At 41.8% G+C, this 18483-nt stretch carries 14 protein-coding genes; 2 read left to right on the forward strand and 12 right to left on the reverse strand.

The window, feature by feature from the left end; genetic code table 11:
- Positions 1 to 2: 2 nt before the first annotated feature.
- The gene (gene ltnD, locus C9J48_RS12645; protein ID WP_006230483.1) at positions 3 to 908 is read right to left on the reverse strand and encodes an L-threonate dehydrogenase; all 906 of its coding nucleotides are present in this window, start codon (positions 906 to 908) and stop codon (positions 3 to 5) included.
- Between the two features lie 284 nt (positions 909 to 1192).
- Here ltnD and C9J48_RS12650 point away from each other — a divergent pair, with 284 nt between their 5' ends.
- On the forward strand, positions 1193 to 1951 hold the full coding sequence (locus C9J48_RS12650) for a DeoR/GlpR family DNA-binding transcription regulator (RefSeq protein ID WP_006230482.1): 759 nt from the start codon (positions 1193 to 1195) through the stop codon (positions 1949 to 1951).
- A gap of 42 nt (positions 1952 to 1993) precedes the next feature.
- On the opposite strand, the gene nagB is transcribed toward C9J48_RS12650, so the two are convergent.
- From nagB to C9J48_RS12670, 4 genes are all read right to left on the reverse strand, one after another.
- Positions 1994 to 2794 (reverse strand): glucosamine-6-phosphate deaminase, encoded by an 801-nt coding sequence (gene nagB, locus C9J48_RS12655; protein WP_006230481.1) that lies wholly within the window; start codon positions 2792 to 2794, stop codon positions 1994 to 1996.
- A gap of 288 nt (positions 2795 to 3082) precedes the next feature.
- Positions 3083 to 3613, reverse strand: coding sequence for an MltR family transcriptional regulator (locus C9J48_RS12660; RefSeq protein ID WP_006230480.1), 531 nt, complete (start codon positions 3611 to 3613; stop codon positions 3083 to 3085).
- A 104-nt stretch (positions 3614 to 3717) separates the two neighbouring features.
- Complete coding sequence (locus tag C9J48_RS12665; protein WP_006230479.1) at positions 3718 to 4863, reverse strand: mannitol-1-phosphate 5-dehydrogenase; 1146 nt, start codon at positions 4861 to 4863, stop codon at positions 3718 to 3720.
- Positions 4864 to 4954: 91 nt separating this feature from the next.
- Positions 4955 to 6907, reverse strand: coding sequence for a PTS mannitol transporter subunit IICBA (locus tag C9J48_RS12670; RefSeq protein WP_006230478.1), 1953 nt, complete (start codon positions 6905 to 6907; stop codon positions 4955 to 4957).
- A 669-nt stretch (positions 6908 to 7576) separates the two neighbouring features.
- On the opposite strand from C9J48_RS12670, the gene C9J48_RS12675 reads away from it, so the two are divergent.
- The gene (locus tag C9J48_RS12675; protein WP_006230477.1) at positions 7577 to 9949 is read left to right on the forward strand and encodes a Lon protease family protein; all 2373 of its coding nucleotides are present in this window, start codon (positions 7577 to 7579) and stop codon (positions 9947 to 9949) included.
- A gap of 114 nt (positions 9950 to 10063) precedes the next feature.
- On the opposite strand, the gene yddG is transcribed toward C9J48_RS12675, so the two are convergent.
- From yddG to fbpC, 7 genes are all read right to left on the reverse strand, one after another.
- A complete protein-coding gene (gene yddG, locus C9J48_RS12680) occupies positions 10064 to 10957 on the reverse strand; it encodes an aromatic amino acid DMT transporter YddG (RefSeq protein WP_036802772.1) in 894 nt (297 codons plus the stop codon).
- A gap of 449 nt (positions 10958 to 11406) precedes the next feature.
- Positions 11407 to 12114: an ABC transporter ATP-binding protein gene (locus C9J48_RS12685; RefSeq protein ID WP_006230475.1), complete on the reverse strand. Its 708-nt coding sequence runs from the start codon at positions 12112 to 12114 to the stop codon at positions 11407 to 11409.
- A gap of 6 nt (positions 12115 to 12120) precedes the next feature.
- Positions 12121 to 13401 (reverse strand): ABC transporter permease, encoded by a 1281-nt coding sequence (locus C9J48_RS12690; RefSeq protein WP_006230474.1) that lies wholly within the window; start codon positions 13399 to 13401, stop codon positions 12121 to 12123.
- 1 nt (position 13402) lies between these two features.
- Positions 13403 to 14620, reverse strand: coding sequence for an ABC transporter permease (locus tag C9J48_RS12695; RefSeq protein WP_006230473.1), 1218 nt, complete (start codon positions 14618 to 14620; stop codon positions 13403 to 13405).
- Positions 14617 to 15837: a TolC family protein gene (locus C9J48_RS12700; protein ID WP_050764868.1), complete on the reverse strand. Its 1221-nt coding sequence runs from the start codon at positions 15835 to 15837 to the stop codon at positions 14617 to 14619. Before C9J48_RS12700 ends, C9J48_RS12695 begins: the two co-directional genes overlap by 4 nt.
- Positions 15838 to 15967: 130 nt before the next feature.
- A complete protein-coding gene (locus C9J48_RS12705; protein WP_006230471.1) occupies positions 15968 to 17110 on the reverse strand; it encodes an efflux RND transporter periplasmic adaptor subunit in 1143 nt (380 codons plus the stop codon).
- Positions 17111 to 17420: 310 nt separating this feature from the next.
- Positions 17421 to 18476, reverse strand: coding sequence for a ferric ABC transporter ATP-binding protein (fbpC, locus tag C9J48_RS12710; protein WP_006230470.1), 1056 nt, complete (start codon positions 18474 to 18476; stop codon positions 17421 to 17423).
- Positions 18477 to 18483: the final 7 nt, after the last annotated feature.

Genomic DNA, 18483 nt, shown 5'->3' on the forward strand with positions numbered 1-18483 from the left:
GATTATTTCTCCTTCTTTGGTAATTCGATACCATTGAAAATCTTGATAACAGCACTGTCGTCTTCTTGTCCGTAACCTGCGTTACTTGCACTGGTAAACATATTCAAAGCGGCGCTTGCTAACGGTAATGGGAATTTCAATCCTTGCGCGGTATCTGCTACTAGACCAAGATCTTTCACGAAAATATCAACCATTGAGGTTGGCGTGTAATCACCGTCAACGACATGCTTCATGCGGTTTTCAAACATCCAAGAATTACCGGCAGCATTGGTGACAACGTCGTACATCAGATCCAGTGGAATATTGGCGCGTGCAGCTAATGCCATTGCTTCTGCCCCTGCTGCGATATGCACGCCTGCAAGTAGCTGGTGGATAATTTTAACGGTGGCGCCCATGCCGATTTCGTTACCGATTTTGTAGACTTTGCCAGCTGTCGCATCGAGCACTGGCTGTAGTTTTTCAAAAGCCTCGTCAGAACCTGATGCCATAATGGTCATCTCACCGATATTGGCTTTAGCTGCACCACCAGAAACGGGGGCATCAAGCATAATAAGGTTGTATTTAATCAGTTCTGCTTCAATTAATTTGGCATCGTCTGCCGAGATAGTGGCTGAAACCATTACTGCAGTACCTGGTTTTAACGTCTCTGCAAGTTGGTTATCAAACAAGATAGCTTTAGCTTGGCGGGCGTTCACAACAAGTAACAAGATGCTGTCTAACTCGTGAGCGAAGTCAGCACAGTTATGGGAAATACCTTTTGCTCCTGCTTGCTGCAACTCTGTCAGCGCATCAGTATTAAGATCGATGCCGTATACATCTAATCCCGCTTTGATACATGATTTAGCGGCACCCATTCCCATCGAACCTAAACCGATTACTGCAACTGACTGTAACTGCTGAGTTTTCATACATCGTTCCTGTTAATTTTTGTGAATATCTGTTCTTGTTTGTTATTTTAGGATGAATATGGTGACTTTTTCCAGTCGCAACTTCACATTTTTTAACATGCGTTAGTTATTATTTGATTGATAACATGTGTGAATGCGTCTTGAAATGGCGTGTTTAAAGGGTTAACTGAATGATTACTGGTAATAAACTGTTATTTTTTGTGACTTCACACCTAACATTTATTCACACTGTTGAGTTTTGAATGTTAATATATGTGCAAATTAAAAAATGTATGTAGTCCATTATGATCCCAGCAGAACGCCAGCGAGCCATCTTAGCTTTACTCAGTAATCAGGAAGTGATCAGTATTAGCGAGTTAACTCGTCAGCTGGATGTTTCTCATATGACGATTCGCCGTGATATAGGCAAACTAGAATCAGATGGGCGGGTAATGTCGGTGTCTGGTGGGGTGCAGTTAACTGAAACCATTCACTCTGAATTATCTCACGAAGCAAAGATCACTCAATATCGTAACGAGAAGGCCGAAATTGGTATTTATGCTTCTAGCTTAATTAAGCAGAACATGACGGTGTATTTAGATGCAGGCACAACTACGTTGGAAATTGCACACCAATTAACATTACGTGATGATGTGATGGTGGTGACGAATGATTTTGCGATTGCAGATTTTTTGATGAACAACTCTGAATGTAACTTGTACCACACTGGTGGCAAAGTCGATCGGAAAAATCAATCATGCATTGGTGATAAAGCCGCGAAAATGTTGCGAGGGTTGAACATTGATATTGCTTTTGTTTCTACATCGTCTTGGAATCAACGGGGTATATCAACACCAAGTGAAGATAAAGTGCTAGTGAAACAAGCGATAGTGGCTTCATCTCAACTTAATTATTTGGTAAGTGACTCATCAAAATACGGAAAAATTGCCACATTCCACGCTGTTGATATCGACTGTTTCGATAAAGTAATTACCGATAGACGTTTTCCTACCAGCAGTACTCAAGATCTTTCTGAGCGGGGACTTGAGGTTGTAACGGTATAAAAAAAGCCGCATTAGCGGCTTTTTTATTGTAGAAAATAAAGCTTATAAGCCTTTGATATTCTCTGCTTCTAGCTCTTTAAAGTACTTCACTGTTTTCACTTTAAGCTCTTGTTGTGCCGCTTCGTCAGCAACCATAACCGCTTTAGTGTGAAGCTGAAGTGCAGATACCGTCCACATGTGGTTTACGCTACCTTCAATTGCTGCTTGAAGAGCAAGTGCTTTATTATGACCTTGAATTAGGATCATCACTTCTTCAGCATCTAATAGTGTTGCAACACCAATAGTCAGTGCGTACTTAGGCACTTGTGTGATATCGCCACCGAAGAAGCGAGAGTTCGCAATACGAGTATCTTCAGTCAGTGTTTTAATACGTGTACGAGAAGATAGAGATGATGCTGGCTCGTTAAATGCGATGTGACCATCGTTGCCTACGCCACCCATGAATAAGTTGATTTTACCGTAAGACTTAATCTTATCTTCGTATGCTTTGCAGTGACCATCGATGTCGTCAGTTTGACCATCAAGAAGATTGATGTTTTCTGCTTTAATATCAACATGATTGAAGAAATTAGTGTGCATGAATGTACGGTAAGATTCTGAGTGATTTGGATCAATGCCCACGTACTCATCCATGTTGAATGTTACAACGTTTTCAAAGCTAACTTCGCCTGCTTTGTACAGTTCGATTAATACTTTATAAGTCGATAGAGGCGTGCTGCCTGTTGGTAAACCCAGCACAAAAGGGCGATCTGCTGTTGGATTAAAATCATTGATACGCTTAACGATATGACGTGCAGCCCATGCGCCAACTTGAGTAGCATTGCTTAATGGAATTAATCTCACTTTGATACCTCTATAAACAGAATTATTAAATTTCAAATCATTATTTGCATTGTAAAATAAGTTTTGAATTAGCGCCAATGATTTAAAACAAAAAAGCGATCTTATTGTGAAATTTCCACATTTTATGCCCATAAACAGTAACGGTTTACGCTTAATTATATGTACTTAAGGCTTAATCTGTTGGGAAGTGTTGCTTGAGGAGCATGAAGAAGGGGCGTTATGCGAGTTAATGAGGATATTATTCGAGTTGAGAAGGTGTGATTCAAAAACCATCCATGGAGTTCAGAATCAAAATGGGCTATCACGACCAAGTTCATTGCAGATGCCTGCAATTGCTAAGGCAAGCGCTGATTTAATGATCTGCTCTTGGCGAGCTAACTGCATTTGATAAAAAATAAGGTCAACATCGTCACCTGGTGAGGCAATTTCAAGTTGCACCACGCCCATATTTTGTACCGCATGCATTTTTTTGATGGGTTGTAATATTTTGGGATCAGTAAAACAGTAATCGTTACCATCGCTATTAAGAAAATCACGTAGCTTAAGAAAAGCATCGATATCTTGGTAAATATTGTGTGAAACAACGCCTAACCCCAGCAATAGCTTAAGGCGAACCGTTATTTCACCTAACGGTCCAGAGTTATCCAGTAAAGGACCGACCACAGACTTAACGGCGAAATCGTCTTTACGAAATACTCGTTGGATTAAGCTATCGACAGCTTCTTCAAACACTTCGACAGAAGTGATAATGAAACCTCGTACATTAGATGTATCACTTAATCGTTCAAGGATGTCTGACTCTTGGTCACTTTGTGCCATAACCTGTGTATTCTCTTTCGTAACAGGGAAGGGCAGTTATTGCCCTTCCAAGTATTTCCACATTCGGATTTGAGTGAATTTATTCACTTAATCACGATGAGTAATCAGCTCAATTGTAGAAAAATAGTTTCAATAGTCTTCGCTTCCTTGCTGTCAGCGTCGATACCTGTGTAATGCGCCAATGTCGGGCGAAGGCCTTTCTCTTTTAACGAGGCTTGTAGCTCGACGGCCTGTGGATCTGATTCGTTGGTGTACATAAATGCAGCAGCAATACCTTTAAGTAAGGTTTTGTTTTCTGTTCCGTATTCAATTGTACCTAGTAATGGTTTGATTAATCTATCATTTTCTCCTAGCTTACGGATTGGTTGACGGCCAACACGGTCAATTTCGTCACGTAAATAAGGGTTTGCGAAGCGACCTAGAATTTTTTCAATGTAGGCATCGTGCACTTCACGCTTAAAACCATAACGTTTGATTAATACTTCGCCACTTTCTTGCATTGCCGCTTTTACTTGCTCACGAATCTCACTGTCTTTAATGGCATCACGTATGGTTTCATGACCTTTTAATGCGCCTAGGTAGGCTGTCATGATGTGACCAGTATTTAGCGTAAACAATTTACGCTCAACGAATGCCATCAAATTGTCAGTCATTTCCATCCCTTCAATCGCTGGGATATCGCCTTTGAATTGCTGTTTATCAACGATCCACTCGCTGAAGCTTTCAACGGTAACCTCTAATGGGTCATTCGCTGCTTCTGAAGGCGGAACGATACGGTCTACCGCAGAATCAACGAAGCCAACTAACGCGTCTGCACGAGCGTGGTATTGCTCATCAAGGTGTTTATATACTTCATTCTTTAGGTGTGTCGTACCACGTACCATATTCTCACAAGCAATGATGTTTAATGATTTCTCATTGTTTGCCTCAAAACGCTGTGTAAGACCTGTTGCGATTGTTTTCGCAATGATATCAAGTACGTTAGGTCCAACAGCCGTAGTCACTAAATCTGTGTACACTATGCGGTCGATAACGTCTTGGCTTGCTGAGTTAACAGCTGTTACGTGGGTGACAGTATCAACTTGGCATTGGCTGCCAACCACTTTTACTTTATAAGATTGATCATGACTTAATTGATCAACAAGTGGTTTATCAACGTCAGCAAATGTAACCGCGACATTTGCATCTGAAAGTAATTTACCAATAAAACCACGACCGATATTACCTGCGCCAAAATGAACTGCTTTCATAGTCTATACCTACCAATAATTAATTTTAAAAAGTAATTTAAGAATGGGGTGAGGCTAGACTGGGAGTCTAACCTCGGGGTCACTCAGCGTATTAAGCGGCTTTTTGGCCAGCAAGAATACTTAGCACTTCGTTGACATCTGTTGTGCTAGTTAGACGCTCGATAGCATCTGGATCGTCGAGTGCATTCGTGATGGTAGTGATAACTTGAATGTGTTCATCGTTCTTTGCTGCAATACCAATTACCAGCTTCGCTAGGTCGTCTTCATCATCGCTGAATAGAACACCTGCAGGGTACTGACAAATTACGATACCGGTTTTGATAACACGGTCTTTTGCTTCAACAGTACCGTGTGGTACTGCGATAGACTCGCCTAGGTATGTTGATACGAGTTTTTCACGGTCGAACATTGCATCTACGTAGTCTGGTTCTGCATAACCCATTTTAACAAGTTGCTCGCCAGCGTGTTTGATCGCCTGTTCTTTTGTGGTTGCTTTCATTCCAAGGTGAATGTTTTCAGCTTGAATGTGGAATACTTGTTTCTCTTGTGGTTCAAAACTATCTTCGTTTGCAGCAACAGGTGATACTTTTACCATTGAAGAGTCGTTTGCTGCGTCAGGGCTGTTTGCTGCCACAATGCTTGTTACTAAATCGTTGTAGATTTGGCTGTCTAGGAAGTTTGTAAGTGAAATGTGTTTTGCATTCGCTGCATGTTTACGAGCACGGTCTGTTAGATCTTTATGAGTAATCACGATATCTACCTCTTGCGGCAAGCTATTAATGGCACAGTTAGTTACGCTAATGTTGAGTCCAGCATCTTGAACTTTCTTACGCAGAAGGCTTGCACCCATTGCACTCGAACCCATGCCGGCATCACAAGCAACAATGATGTTGCGTACGTCAGCCATGTTGATGTTGCTTTTATCTTCAGCTGTAACTTCAGCTGAGTTGCCTTTAGAGCCTGCTTTCATGCCCTTCATTTTTGAAGTTGCAGAAGCAAGAGTTGTATCGTCGTCTTCATCAGTTGTACGTTGTGTTTTCATTAGCAGTGCAGCAACAGAGAATGAAACAGCTGTTGAAGCGATTACAGAAAGAATAACACCAACAAATGAGGCTTTCGGAGTCATCAATAAGATGGCAAAGATTGAACCAGGAGAGGCTGGTGAAACAATGCCTGCGTTGAATAATGTAAGTGTGAATACCCCCGTCATACCGCCAGCAATTACCGCTAGAATCAAACGTGGATTCATTAGGATGTACGGGAAGTAAATTTCGTGGATACCACCAAAGAAGTGGATGATCGATGCGCCACCAGCAGTTTGCTTCGCAGTACCGCGACCGAAGACAGTGTAAGCAAGCAAAACACCAAGGCCAGGACCTGGATTTGCTTCAATCAAGAAGAAGATTGATTGACCGGTTTCGTTAGCCTGTTGGATACCTAACGGTGAGAAGATACCGTGGTTAATCGCGTTATTTAGGAATAGAATTTTTGCTGGTTCAACAAAGATTGACGTTAAAGGTAACAAACCTGCTTCTACAAGGAAGTTAACACCGCCCGCTAAACCACCAGATAAGATTTTTACAAATGGACCAATCATATAGAACGCGATGATTGCGCAGATCATACCCACAATACCGGCAGAGAAGTTGTTTACTAACATCTCGAAACCGCTTTTTACTTTACCGTCTACCCAGTTATCGAACTTCTTGATTGCCCAACCACCCATAGGGCCGACCATCATTGCGCCCATAAACATTGGGATATCTGTACCGACAATAACACCAATTGTTGTTATTGCACCGACAACCGCACCACGGTCTCCGCCCACTAATTTACCACCGGTATAACCGATTAGAAGTGGCAATAAGTACGTAATCATAGGGCCAACAAGTTTTGCTAATTCCTCGTTTGGAAACCAGCCTGTTGGAATAAATAAAGCAGTGATAAAGCCCCATGCGATGAACGCACCGATATTAGGCATTACCATATTAGATAAGAAGCGACCAAAATTTTGTACCTTGATCTTTGCATCTGGTGATATCATTAGGATTCCCCGTTTGATGTTCTATTTTTATATTCTGTTGTAAGTAACGGTTCGCCAAAACCGTCGATTGCTTAGTACCCAATTAATTTACCATAGATATTGAAATTAGAACTGATAACGGGTTTTTTGTGAGGTACGTCAAATTAACTCTGGGCTCTACCAATTTATAGTGTGAGCGGTGTCGCACTACTTCCTTGTAAGTAAGTTACAATGCTTGCGATTTTAAGGTGTCAATAAAAAAATCAATCTCAATATCTCATTTTCGGGTATTTATATTTCTAATGGTTGGTGATGTTCGTCACACTTGTGTTATTTCCCTTTTAAATAGTAGAAGTGTTTAGTGATGCAGATCGCTCTTCATATTTAATTCATATCGTGAAATTATTCGACGAATTGTGGTTTTAATATTTTGTTGCAAAATTACATATGCAATCACATGTAAAAACGATAGTAATCCTCCTCTTTGACTTCAACTTTTACTCATTCTGTTTAATCTACATAGTCATTGTTAAGTACCATCTCCCTTTTATTGCTAAGTATATTGCTTATTAAGTAAGCGATAAGCGTGAAAACACGTAAATTCAAGTAATTAAACGTTAGTTAAGTCACTAAAATATAATAATTTCCTGACTACACTAGAGTGATAACTGTCATATAAGAGGGACGCATATGCCAATTAAAGCCCTAAGCAGTGACAAGCTGTATCGAGTATCTGAATTAAACGGGTTAGATGCTGATTGCAAATCAACGAAGCACTTAACACCATTAGATGAAATTGTGGGACAAGAAAGGGCGCAGCAGGCGGTTGAGTTTGCTATGTCGATTAAAGAGAAAGGCTATAATATCTATGCGATAGGTCGAAATGGCCTAGGTAAACGTACAATGGTTATGCGTTATTTAAACCGTCATGAGCCGAATGATAAAGAAAGCAGCTTATACGATTGGTGTTATGTGGTTAATTTTGAAGAAACCCGTAGCCCGAAGGTATTGAAGTTACCTGCAGGTACAGGTACTCAATTTAAAAAAGACATTGAAAAACTAATGCAGCGTTTAGTCAAAGGAATGCCGCTCGCTTTTGATAATGAAATGTATTACTCCCGAGCTGAAACGCTAAAAAATCAGCTAGCTGAAAAGCAAGAGGGTGCCCTCGCTAATTTAACGAAGCAGGCTAAAGAAAAAGGCATCAGCCTATCGCTAACCACGCAGGGTGATTATCAATTAGTTGCGATGAATGGTGAAGAGTTACATACCGAAGAAACGTTTGATCAATTAACTGAAGAAGAAAGAAACCAGTTCGACGAAAATATCAATCAGTTTGAAGCGAAATTGCGTGGCATTGTTCGTCAGCTAACTGAGTGGGAAGAAAGTTATACAGATAAACAGCAGAAGCTCAATGAAGAAATAGCTTCTGAAGTTATCGTGCATTCGATCAAAGAATTAAAAGACAAGTACCAGCGTCACTTAGAGGTTAAGCAACATTTAGTGGCATTGGAAAAAGATATTCTTGAGAACTTGGATATCTTTTTAGAGGAAAACGAAGAGCAGGTAGCATTAGCCTACGCTGCATTAGATAAGAAAATGCCACGCCGCTATCAAGTGAATGTGCTCGTCAGTCAAGATGACAATAAATTTCCGATCGTGGTTGAAGAAAATCCAAATTATCACGCTATTTTTGGTTATGTTGAAAATGCGACTTTTAAAGGCACCGTGTTTACTGATTTCTCATTGATCCGCCCTGGTAGTTTGCATCGTGCAAATGGTGGCGTGTTAATGATGGATGCGGTGAAAGTGCTTGAGCGTCCGTATGTATGGGATGGTTTGAAACGTGCACTTCGTTCTCGCAAATTGAATTTGAGTTCACTAGAACGTGAAGTAACACTTTCTGGCACAATTTCTCTGGATCCCGAACCGATACCGTTAGACGTAAAGATCATCTTGTTTGGTGATTACCAGACATATCAGTTGCTACAGCATTATGATCCAGAGTTTAGTGAACTGTTTCGTGTGACGGCTGATTTTGAAGATGAGATGGTGCGTACCGATGAATCGGAAGAACACTATGCGCGCTTTATTTCTAGCATTGTTCACGATAACAATATGTTGCATTGCGACCGTAAAGCGATTGCACGCGTGATTGAATATAGTTCTCGTAGGGCTGATGATCAGAATAAATTATCTCTGCATTCCGCCGATATTGCGAACTTACTCCGTGAAACTAATTATTGTGCGCGTTCGTCGAATGCCACGATGATCCGGACACATCACGTTGAACAAGCACTACAGAATCAAGAAAAGCGCGTGAGTCGTTTAAAAGATCACGTTATGCACAGTTTCGTTACGGGTACGACATTGCTTGATACTGAAGGTGCGTCTGTTGGGCAAGTTAATGCATTGGCTGTTATAGCGACGTCAGACTATCAGTTTGGCTCACCTAACCGAATTACGGCGACCACTGCATTTGGCGACGGCGATGTTTTCGACATTGAACGCAAAGTTGAATTAGGAGGGAGCATTCACTCGAAAGGGGTGATGATCTTATCTGCGTACTTAGCGTCAGTATTTGGCAAAACATCTAAAATTCCATTAACCACGCATTTAACCTTTGAGCAGTCTTATGGCGGCGTTGATGGTGATAGCGCTTCAATGGCTGAATTGTGTGCCATTGTTTCTGCTTTTTCTCAGCAACCGATTCGCCAGGATGTGGCGATTACAGGCTCAATGAACCAGTTTGGTGATGCGCAGCCAATTGGGGGCGTGAACGAGAAAATTGAAGGGTTTTTTGATGTGTGTGTAATTAAAGGGCGAAAACCCACTCAAGGGGTGATAATTCCAGCATCGAACGCGCACAATTTGATGTTGCGTAAAGATATTGTTGAGGCGGTAGAAAAAGGAAGCTTCCAAATATGGGCAATTAGCCATGTTAAAGAAGCAATCGAAATTCTTACGGGGATGCAAGCGGGTGCATTAACAGAGCACGGTAATTATGATCTTGATTCTATCTTTGGCATTGCGCAGATCAAGTTGAATGCGCTAAGAAAGTAATTAGCATATAACACGAATGATGTGAATTAACTGGGCTGCATGGTAGTGACATACCATGCAGCTTTTTATTACATTGCTGAAAATCGTAATATGAGCTGCTGCTAGCATTCGACATTATGTTTTCTTTTTATCTTTACTGAACCACCAACACAGAAGTGAAGAGATCGTTACCATTGCCACACCTTGCCAAAAACGCGTTGTTAATGAGATATCTAGAATCCATGCGGATAAGAACGTCGAAAATATTGGCGTAAAGTATGATAGCGTAGCTAATAGCATCATGTTTCCCCCAATGATGCCGATATTCCACAAGGCGTAACCACTGCCCATTACAATGCCTGCCAATAATAAATCAATCACAGATTGTGTTGTAAATACCAATGCCCCTTCATCACTGAAGAAGTACTTGATCCATAACGCGATGGCCGTCGCGATAAAGAACCATGTAATGGCATTTTTCCCATTCGAAAGGTGCTTGGTGACATTACAGTATATTGCCCATAAAAATGCACCAATTAACGCCATTGAATAACTAGCAGGGTTGCTTGCTACATTGCCAACTAAGCGTTCAAGTGAAAGGCCCTGATCACTGCTCATTGTCCATGCTACGCCAAAGAATGACAGTAAAATGGATGGGTAGATAACAATATTGACTTTCTTTTTGCTGGCAAGAACGGCTAACAGCACCGTTAAAGAGGGCCATAAATAATTCACAATACTGACTTCAATCGCTTGAAGACGATTATTGGCCATTCCCAAAGCTAAAGATAAGCAAATCTCATAACTTACAAATAAACCACCGCCAATCAATAGATAACGAGTAGAGAACGAAGGCAAGCGTGGCGCCCCTAATGTCACAATCAAAAACAGCGAACTCACGGTGTAAATCATCGCAGCGCCACCAATCGGGCCAAGTTGCTCTGCTACATTTCGGAGCAAGCCCACCGTTAAGCTCCATAGCACAATGGCTGCACATCCGGCGAGGGTGAATTTGTAGGAATTGGTCAAATATAACCTCTAGTAATACAGCAAGATAGAGGGTGATTAGATCATGATGTAGAAGGTAGGGCAAGGGGATAAATATTGTATTTTAACTAAATACAACAAAGTACCTTGTAAGCCTGATCTGATTATAATGACAGGATATACCCAAGTTACCTCAAGATGCAGGATTCAGAGTGATATCAGCGTATTTAATTCAAGGAATATGTGTGTAGGAATGGCATTCCCTTTCAAACACATTTGACACAGAAGTAGATACGCTGAATCATTCCCGAAGGGCGAGTTTTGTTGGGCTCTATGCGGTGTTACTTATTTTCAACGTAGAACGACTAGGTCTATAAATAAGTGCCTTGCCTAGAGCCCAACAAATTCTCGCTGAAACGAGCATCTTGAGGTGACTTGGGTATACAAGGTGCTTTTCGTTTTTATACGGTTAGATTGTGTGTAAATCCTGCTTAGTTAAGCTTTTCATCATTTACTACTTTTCCATCTTTAATGCTAAGAATACGCTTAGTACGTCGTGCTAAGGCGTTATCGTGAGTCACAATAATTAAGGTACAGCCATCTTGGTGTAGTTCATTAAATAGCATTTCAATCTCGGCGCCTGATTTTGAATCCAAAGCCCCTGTTGGTTCATCTGCGAGTATAATTTGCGGATCATTTACGAGGGCACGAGCGATAGCAACCCGTTGTTTTTGACCACCAGAAAGCTGGTTAGGCTTGTGGTTCATACGGTCGCCCAATCCTACGCGTTTTAACAGTTCTGCTGCTTTCGCTCGGCGTGTTTTCGAATTTACGCCAGCATAGACCAGGGGTAGCGCTACATTTTCTAATGCTGTTGCGTATTCTAGTAAATTAAAGCTTTGGAATACGAAACCAATCTTACTGTTACGAATAGCAGAAAGCTGCGTGCTGCTTAGAGCCGATACATCGTTGTTGTCTAATTGATAATTACCCGAAGTCGGTTTATCTAAACATCCGAGTACATTCATCAGGGTCGACTTCCCCGACCCTGATGGGCCGAGAATTGATAAGAATTCACCTTTATGAATGGTGAGGTCGACACCATCGAGTGCGTAAACCTCTTCATCCCCATTTTTATAGTGCTTGCTAATGCTATTCAGCTGAACAAGCGGCTTGGTGTGTGTCGAAATAGGGTTCATGAATGCTTACTCACTTTGCAATGCTTCTAATGGCGTAATACTGGCGGCGTGACGAGTGGGAAACCATGCTGCTGCGATACCGACAATACTTAATGCTAAAATTACGAGACTAACGATGGTGAATGATAATTCAGGGGTTGGTTGCCCGAGGTAATCATAGAGTCCATTACCTTGAATGGGGATATTTTGCAGTAGGTTGACCAAGCCGTATGTCAGTCCTAGCCCAATCAGACCACCGACAGCGATCGTGATAAAGGCTTGAGCCAAATAATGTAGCTTGATGTCGTTAGGTGTTGCCCCAACCGCCATTCTTACCCCGATATCACGGGTTGCTCGTTTTACGGTGGCGTACATCACGTTGGCTATGCCAATACCAGCAACCGCTAATGTAACGAGCCCAATAATGCCCAAAAAGCTTTGCAACCCGATTAAAAATTGGCGCATGGTTTTTTGCCTTAATAACATGTCTTGTGTCTGAACAAGCTGCTCATCATCCATGCTAGCGCCATATTTTCGGGCAATAACTTGTTTTGCCATGGTGGCGACTTTTTCACGATCTACGCCTTGAACTGGCTTAATATTGATTGCACCAATAGGTGAATTAGCATTAAAGCGCGACCATGTTGTAAAAGGGACGAAAATAGCAAAATCAATCGGTGTACCATTTTCTATATTGGAAGTGTTAGGTTTTAGCACCCCAATCACCATGAAGTTTTCTTCGCCGACCTTCACCTGTTTTCCGACAGGGGAGGCTGATAAATCGGGGATGTTATCCCAATTGAAGTCATCATCTTCATTGAATAGACTGACTGCTGCATTGTGACCGATAACAATGACTTTACGTTGCTCTTTCATGTCCAAAGGGTTGAACCAACGACCGCCAGAGGCGATTTCTAAACCCGTCAATGCTTGGTATTGAGGATAAACGGCTAAGGGTTGCTGCCATGTACCGTTATCGTTATACCTAACATCTTCTGCCCATGTGGCACTTGGCTCTGCGTATTCAATCGAAGGTAATGCGCGTAATACATCTACATCATCCGGTTTAAGGTTGAGCTGTTTCCCTTTTGAAAATTGACCATAATCTTTCGTCGCAAAACCACCCGTTAACATGATCAGATTACCGTTACCATTGCTGGTGGTGCGAATAAGCCCTTGGCGCAAACCTTCACCAATGGCGAGCATAGATGCGATAGAAACGGTTGCCCACACAATGGCTAGAATCGTTAGCCCTAGGCGCATTTTCTCTGCGGTCATTTCATGTATTATTTGTCGTAATGGCAGCATGCTATGCCCTCGCACTTAACGCGATAACAGGCGTAAGGTTCGATGCACGGCGTGCCGGAAAGAAAGAGGCTAATAGCGCTAAAATAGCGGTAACAAACAATGCCATCATGATAGCATCTAGGGTCATTGTCGGGCTGCCAAGCCATTCTGGTAATCCTATCTGATTCATGAGTGCAACTACCCCATAAGAGATGCTAACGCCGAGTACGGTGCCCATTGCCACTAAGATGGCGCCTTCAAGTAGAAATTGCACCAGAATATTATTGGGTGTAGCACCAATGGCCAGCCTTACGCCGATTTCACGTGTACGCTCGGTAACGGATAAAAACATGATATTCGCAACGCCTAAGGCACCAACCGCTAAGGTCATTGCCCCACTTGCCCCAAGAAACATTTGAATACCACGTAGCAAAGCGGTAAAAAACTTCGCGTCTTGGCTAAAGTCGGGTAACCAAATAGCTCGTTTATCTGTTGGGTCAAAATGTTTTTGGTTAGCAAAGAATGACAATAGGTTTTGGCGAAGAATAACGCCTGAAATACCTTCCGCTGGCGTCACCATAATTTGACTGGGTTTATCGCTCCACAGATCGGTGAAGGTCGTATTGGGAATGATTACTTGATTATCTTCCCGCCCCATTGATACTCCGCCTTCACTTTGCTGAGTAATGCCCGAGACTAAAAAAGGAATGCCATTCACCTTTAACTTATCACCTAGCGTTAAACTGCCTTGTTTTGCTAACTGCCAACCGATGATGGCAATGCGGCTATGGTTGTTAAGGTCACTTTTACTGATGTTACGCGAGCCTAGTACGAGTTTTACTTTACGCATATCAACATAATGATTGTCTACACCACGCACATAACCGGGTAGGGTGTGCCCTGTGATGTCTGTGACGCTGGCATCCCATTTTCGGTATAACACTGATACAGTTTTTATCGCTGATTGTTTTTCTAATAACCGAAATTCAGGTTCAGTAAGTGTGATTTGGCGCCGTGCAGGCAATCCTTGCCAAGGCTTACTGGTCATTTCTGGCACAGCTAGCTGTGTGTCACTCATTAATAATGAAAATGATTTGGCGTTTACCTGATAAAAACCTTCACCTAATGCCATTAGTACTAAGACAGAAACTATTCCCCACACAATAGCAATAATGGCAAGTAGACTGCGAAGCCGGTGGGCAAATAGCATTTGCACGATTTGCTGTAACATTGGCATCATGCTGCAAGCGCTCTTGATATTTGTTTGATTGTTTCATCATCCAGTTTCCCTACTGATTTCAATAACGAAACACGGTGCTGCCAGTATTGATAAAGCAATGACTGTAGGCTGTTTTTACTGCTGAATAGGTTGTTATGCGCCGTTATAATATCGGTTGCATCTACTAAACCTGCGTCATAAACAGTTTGCTTACTCTTTAAGGCTCTTTCACGTGATGCGACTTGCTGTTGGGCTATTTCGACGCGTTGCCAGTCGAGCTGCACCTGATTAAAACGACTCTGGATAGTTTGCTTTATATTGATTTCTACAATGCGTATATCTTGTTTTGCTTGGTTCAATGTTAAGCTTGAACGATCGACACTGGCACGTGTTGAACCATTTAAATCAATAGGAATATTTAATGTAATGCCAGCACTTAAATCATCACTTTTACGGCGGTCGTTATCGCTGTAATTGATAGAACCTGCAACGGTTGGGTAGTATCCGGATTTTGCTTGATCATATTGGAATTGGTTAGCTTTCAATGTTTGTTGGGCAGCCAGTAACTCAGGGCTATTATCGCGTGCAAGCGCTAACCATTCATTCTCGCTATTCACTTGCATTACAGGTTGTTTCAGCGATGTTGTACTTATTTCATTGACAGAGTCGGGTACTTGATTGATTAAAGCGGTTAATGCAGACTGTAATGTATCGATGTCAGATTGGGTTTGCAGTATTAACGCTTGTTCATCAACATGATTCGCTCGCATATCTTCTACTTCGGTAATCATGATACTACCGGCAGCATAGCGTTGCTCGGTGATAGTGAGCATTTTCTGCCCTTCATCCAGTTTCTGCTGTGCTAAGCGTAAATCCCCGTTCGCTTTCGCTAAATTGAGGTAAGCGGTGATCAACTTTTCGGCAAGGTCGTTGTGAGCTTGGCGTTCTTGCAGTTGCGAAGACACATAAAAAGCTTCTGAGGCATTTAAGCTCGACCACTTAGCACTGTCCCAAATGGTTTGGCTTAACCCCACCGAGTAACCATTGGTGTTTTTGCCATCATCATTCCAACTTGAAGTTGCACTCGCGTTCAGGCTGGGCAGTAAATCGCTTCGGCTTGAACGAATATTCGTTTCACTAATTTGAGTATCAATTTGTGCTTTTTGGTAACTAGGGTCGAAGGCTTTAGAGGCTTCCCATGCTTGTTCAATTGTAATGGCATACGTGGGAGTTGCCATGCCAATAAGAAACACACCTCCTACAATTCGATAAGACTTTTGCAAGAGTATGGCGACACGTTGTAAGAATATAGCTACGTGCTGTAACCGTTTATTTCTCGGTGTCGTACCAACAGAGACTTGTATCAGCTTAGGCATTGGGTGCTGCTCCCATCATGCTGAAATCAACAATTTCCTCGCCCTGTTCTAGACCAGAAAGTACTTCTACATTGATACCATCAGACAAGCCTAATTTTACTGGAGCGGTATGGAAGCCCTGTTCTGATTCATCAGGGATCAATACTTCAGGGTTATTGTCTGTAAATTGTAAAGCGCGTTCTGGAATTGTCGTGATTTTGTCAGCTTTTTTTAAGGTGATTTGTGCCGTCGCAGAAAAACCAGAACGGATAGTTAGACCTTCTGGAAACTGAATCTTATTTACTTCAACTTGGAAGCCGTTATCAAAACTGCGCTGTGCAGTTGTTGTGGTTTCTTGTGCTGAATTCAATTTTTCAGATTGCACCGCTACTTTACTTAACACGCCGGTAATTTCTATTTCTGGGTAAGGGGCTAATGTCATGGTAACGGGCATACCAACGTGCAATTGCGCTGCGTCATGTTCGCTCACGCTACCTTTAAATATCATGTCGTTCATGTTGGCTAGCGACATCATTTGCGTGGCAGATTGACTAGATTCTGTTGAGATAATGGGTTCGCCAACTTCAACGTTTAGACTCAATACTGTGCCTGTAATCGGTGCAACAATGGTTGAAGTGAGCTTTGATTCTCCCACCGATGATTCACCACTGCGGATCAAATCTAAGTTCTGCTGTTTTTGCTGTAGGTTGGCGTTGTTTTGGCGTACATCAGCTTTGGCTTGAATATAGTCACCGTAATTTTTAGGAATCACTTGGTTTTTGACTAGGCGTTCAAGGTTAGCGAGCTTTTGTTTAGATGATTCTAATTGCGCCTGACTCGACATTAATTCTGTAATGGCTTGCGTTAATCGTTGTGGGGTCGGGTTTGGACGTATTTTAATTAGCGGTGTGCCTGCTTTTACTTCTTCACCCACATGATGGAAAATCTCGCCAACAATACCTTCAATTTGAGATTTAATTTGAACGGAGTGTGCAGGTACGATTTGCCCAACTGCGATTGCTTGTTTTTCGATTGTACCTATTTCAGCAGTAATCAGAGGCAATGATAGTGTGTTGCTATCTTTAGTGCTGAAGTAATAGCCAGCACCTACCGTGATCGCTGTTGTAATAGCAGCCGCAATCCAGCGTTTTTTCATAATATTATCCGTTTAAAGGCGAGTATTCATATGGTTATTGGGATATCAGACCTTAGCGCCTGATTAAAGTTCATAGCAATAATACATCGTGCAATATTGAAGTGTACAATAATGTTCCATACAAAAATAGATGTCATGTATGAATGTGAAAAAAGTGATGTAATAGCATTCTTGCTAAGTTAATGGTCAGAAATTTTACCGTAAGGGTGAGCAGATATTTGTCTCGATTGGTATTGATGGAGTGCTAATATGAATTACGCCCCAGATAGGGGCGTAGAATAATGTTGCCTTTTATGGTGTTAAAGAGAATTTATGCATCAGAAGGCAATAAGAAGATTCCTGTGGGGTTAACTGTCAAATAAGCATGATCAGATAAACTGGCATCAAATTGTGACGAGTTTAGTTGCAGCAATAATTCTTGTTCATGCCATGTTACGGCAACTTCGTACATTGAACCCATGTACACCACATTGTTAACGATGCATTGTTGGCTAGGTTTGCCTTCGCTGGTTAATAAAATAGCTTCTGGCCTTATTCCTATTTGATAATCACCTTCAGATTTTCCTTGAACAACGTCTGGATCGGCTGGAATGCAGTAACCGTTAATGTTTAATTGGTCACCATCAAAACGGCCTGTAAAAATGTTCGCATCACCCATGAAATTCGCCATGAACATTGATGAAGGTGTTCTATATAAATCATCCGGAGAGCCTTGTTGCATGATCTCGCCGTCTTTCATTACGATAACGGTATCAGATACAGCGAAAGCTTCTGTTTGATCATGCGTTACGTATAAAGAGGTAATATTGAAACGTTGCTGAAGCTCGCGGATTGTCTCGCGCATACTACGGCGTAAATTTGCGTCAAGGTTACTTAACGGTTCATCAAATAACAGTACCTTAGGTTTTAGAACCAAAGCGCGCGCCAGCGCAATACGCTGTTGCTGACCACCAGAAATTTGGTCGACAAATCGATCTCCCATACCTGATAAATCGACCAATTTTAACGCATCATCAACACGTTGTTTAATTTCTTCTGCTGGTAATTTAAGCATTTTTAAGCCGTAGCCCACATTGTCATGTAATGATAAATGAGGAAATAAGGCATAAGATTGGAATACCATACAAATGTCACGTTGCTGAATTGAGGTATTTGTTACGTCTTCACCATCAATGAATATTTGCCCGCTGGTGGGTTTCTCTAACCCTGCAACTAAGCGTAAAACCGTGGTTTTGCCACAACCAGATGGACCAAGTAGTGTGACTAAGCTGCCTTTTTTAATCTTAAGATCAAGGTTGCCAATAACAGTATTGTCACCAAAGCGTTTGCAGACATTTTTTAGAACTACAAAGTTGTCGTTTTCCATAATTATT

The organism is Photobacterium profundum, from assembly GCF_003026285.1.
GTDB classification, from domain to species: Bacteria; Pseudomonadota; Gammaproteobacteria; order Enterobacterales; family Vibrionaceae; genus Photobacterium; species Photobacterium profundum.

Excerpts from the sequence above, each read along its gene's own strand:
- ltnD (WP_006230483.1), bottom strand. The coding sequence starts at position 908 with ATGAAAACTCAGCAGTTACAGTCAGTTGCAGTAATCGGTTTAGGTTCG.
- C9J48_RS12650 (WP_006230482.1), top strand. The coding sequence starts at position 1,193 with ATGATCCCAGCAGAACGCCAGCGAGCCATCTTAGCTTTACTCAGTAAT.
- C9J48_RS12660 (WP_006230480.1), bottom strand. The coding sequence starts at position 3,613 with ATGGCACAAAGTGACCAAGAGTCAGACATCCTTGAACGATTAAGTGAT.
- C9J48_RS12665 (WP_006230479.1), bottom strand. The coding sequence starts at position 4,863 with ATGAAAGCAGTTCATTTTGGCGCAGGTAATATCGGTCGTGGTTTTATT.
- C9J48_RS12670 (WP_006230478.1), bottom strand. The coding sequence starts at position 6,907 with ATGATATCACCAGATGCAAAGATCAAGGTACAAAATTTTGGTCGCTTC.
- C9J48_RS12675 (WP_006230477.1), top strand. The coding sequence starts at position 7,577 with ATGCCAATTAAAGCCCTAAGCAGTGACAAGCTGTATCGAGTATCTGAA.
- C9J48_RS12685 (WP_006230475.1), bottom strand. The coding sequence starts at position 12,114 with ATGAACCCTATTTCGACACACACCAAGCCGCTTGTTCAGCTGAATAGC.
- C9J48_RS12690 (WP_006230474.1), bottom strand. The coding sequence starts at position 13,401 with ATGCTGCCATTACGACAAATAATACATGAAATGACCGCAGAGAAAATG.
- C9J48_RS12695 (WP_006230473.1), bottom strand. The coding sequence starts at position 14,620 with ATGATGCCAATGTTACAGCAAATCGTGCAAATGCTATTTGCCCACCGG.
- C9J48_RS12700 (WP_050764868.1), bottom strand. The coding sequence starts at position 15,837 with ATGGCAACTCCCACGTATGCCATTACAATTGAACAAGCATGGGAAGCC.
- C9J48_RS12705 (WP_006230471.1), bottom strand. The coding sequence starts at position 17,110 with ATGAAAAAACGCTGGATTGCGGCTGCTATTACAACAGCGATCACGGTA.
- fbpC (WP_006230470.1), bottom strand. The coding sequence starts at position 18,476 with ATGGAAAACGACAACTTTGTAGTTCTAAAAAATGTCTGCAAACGCTTT.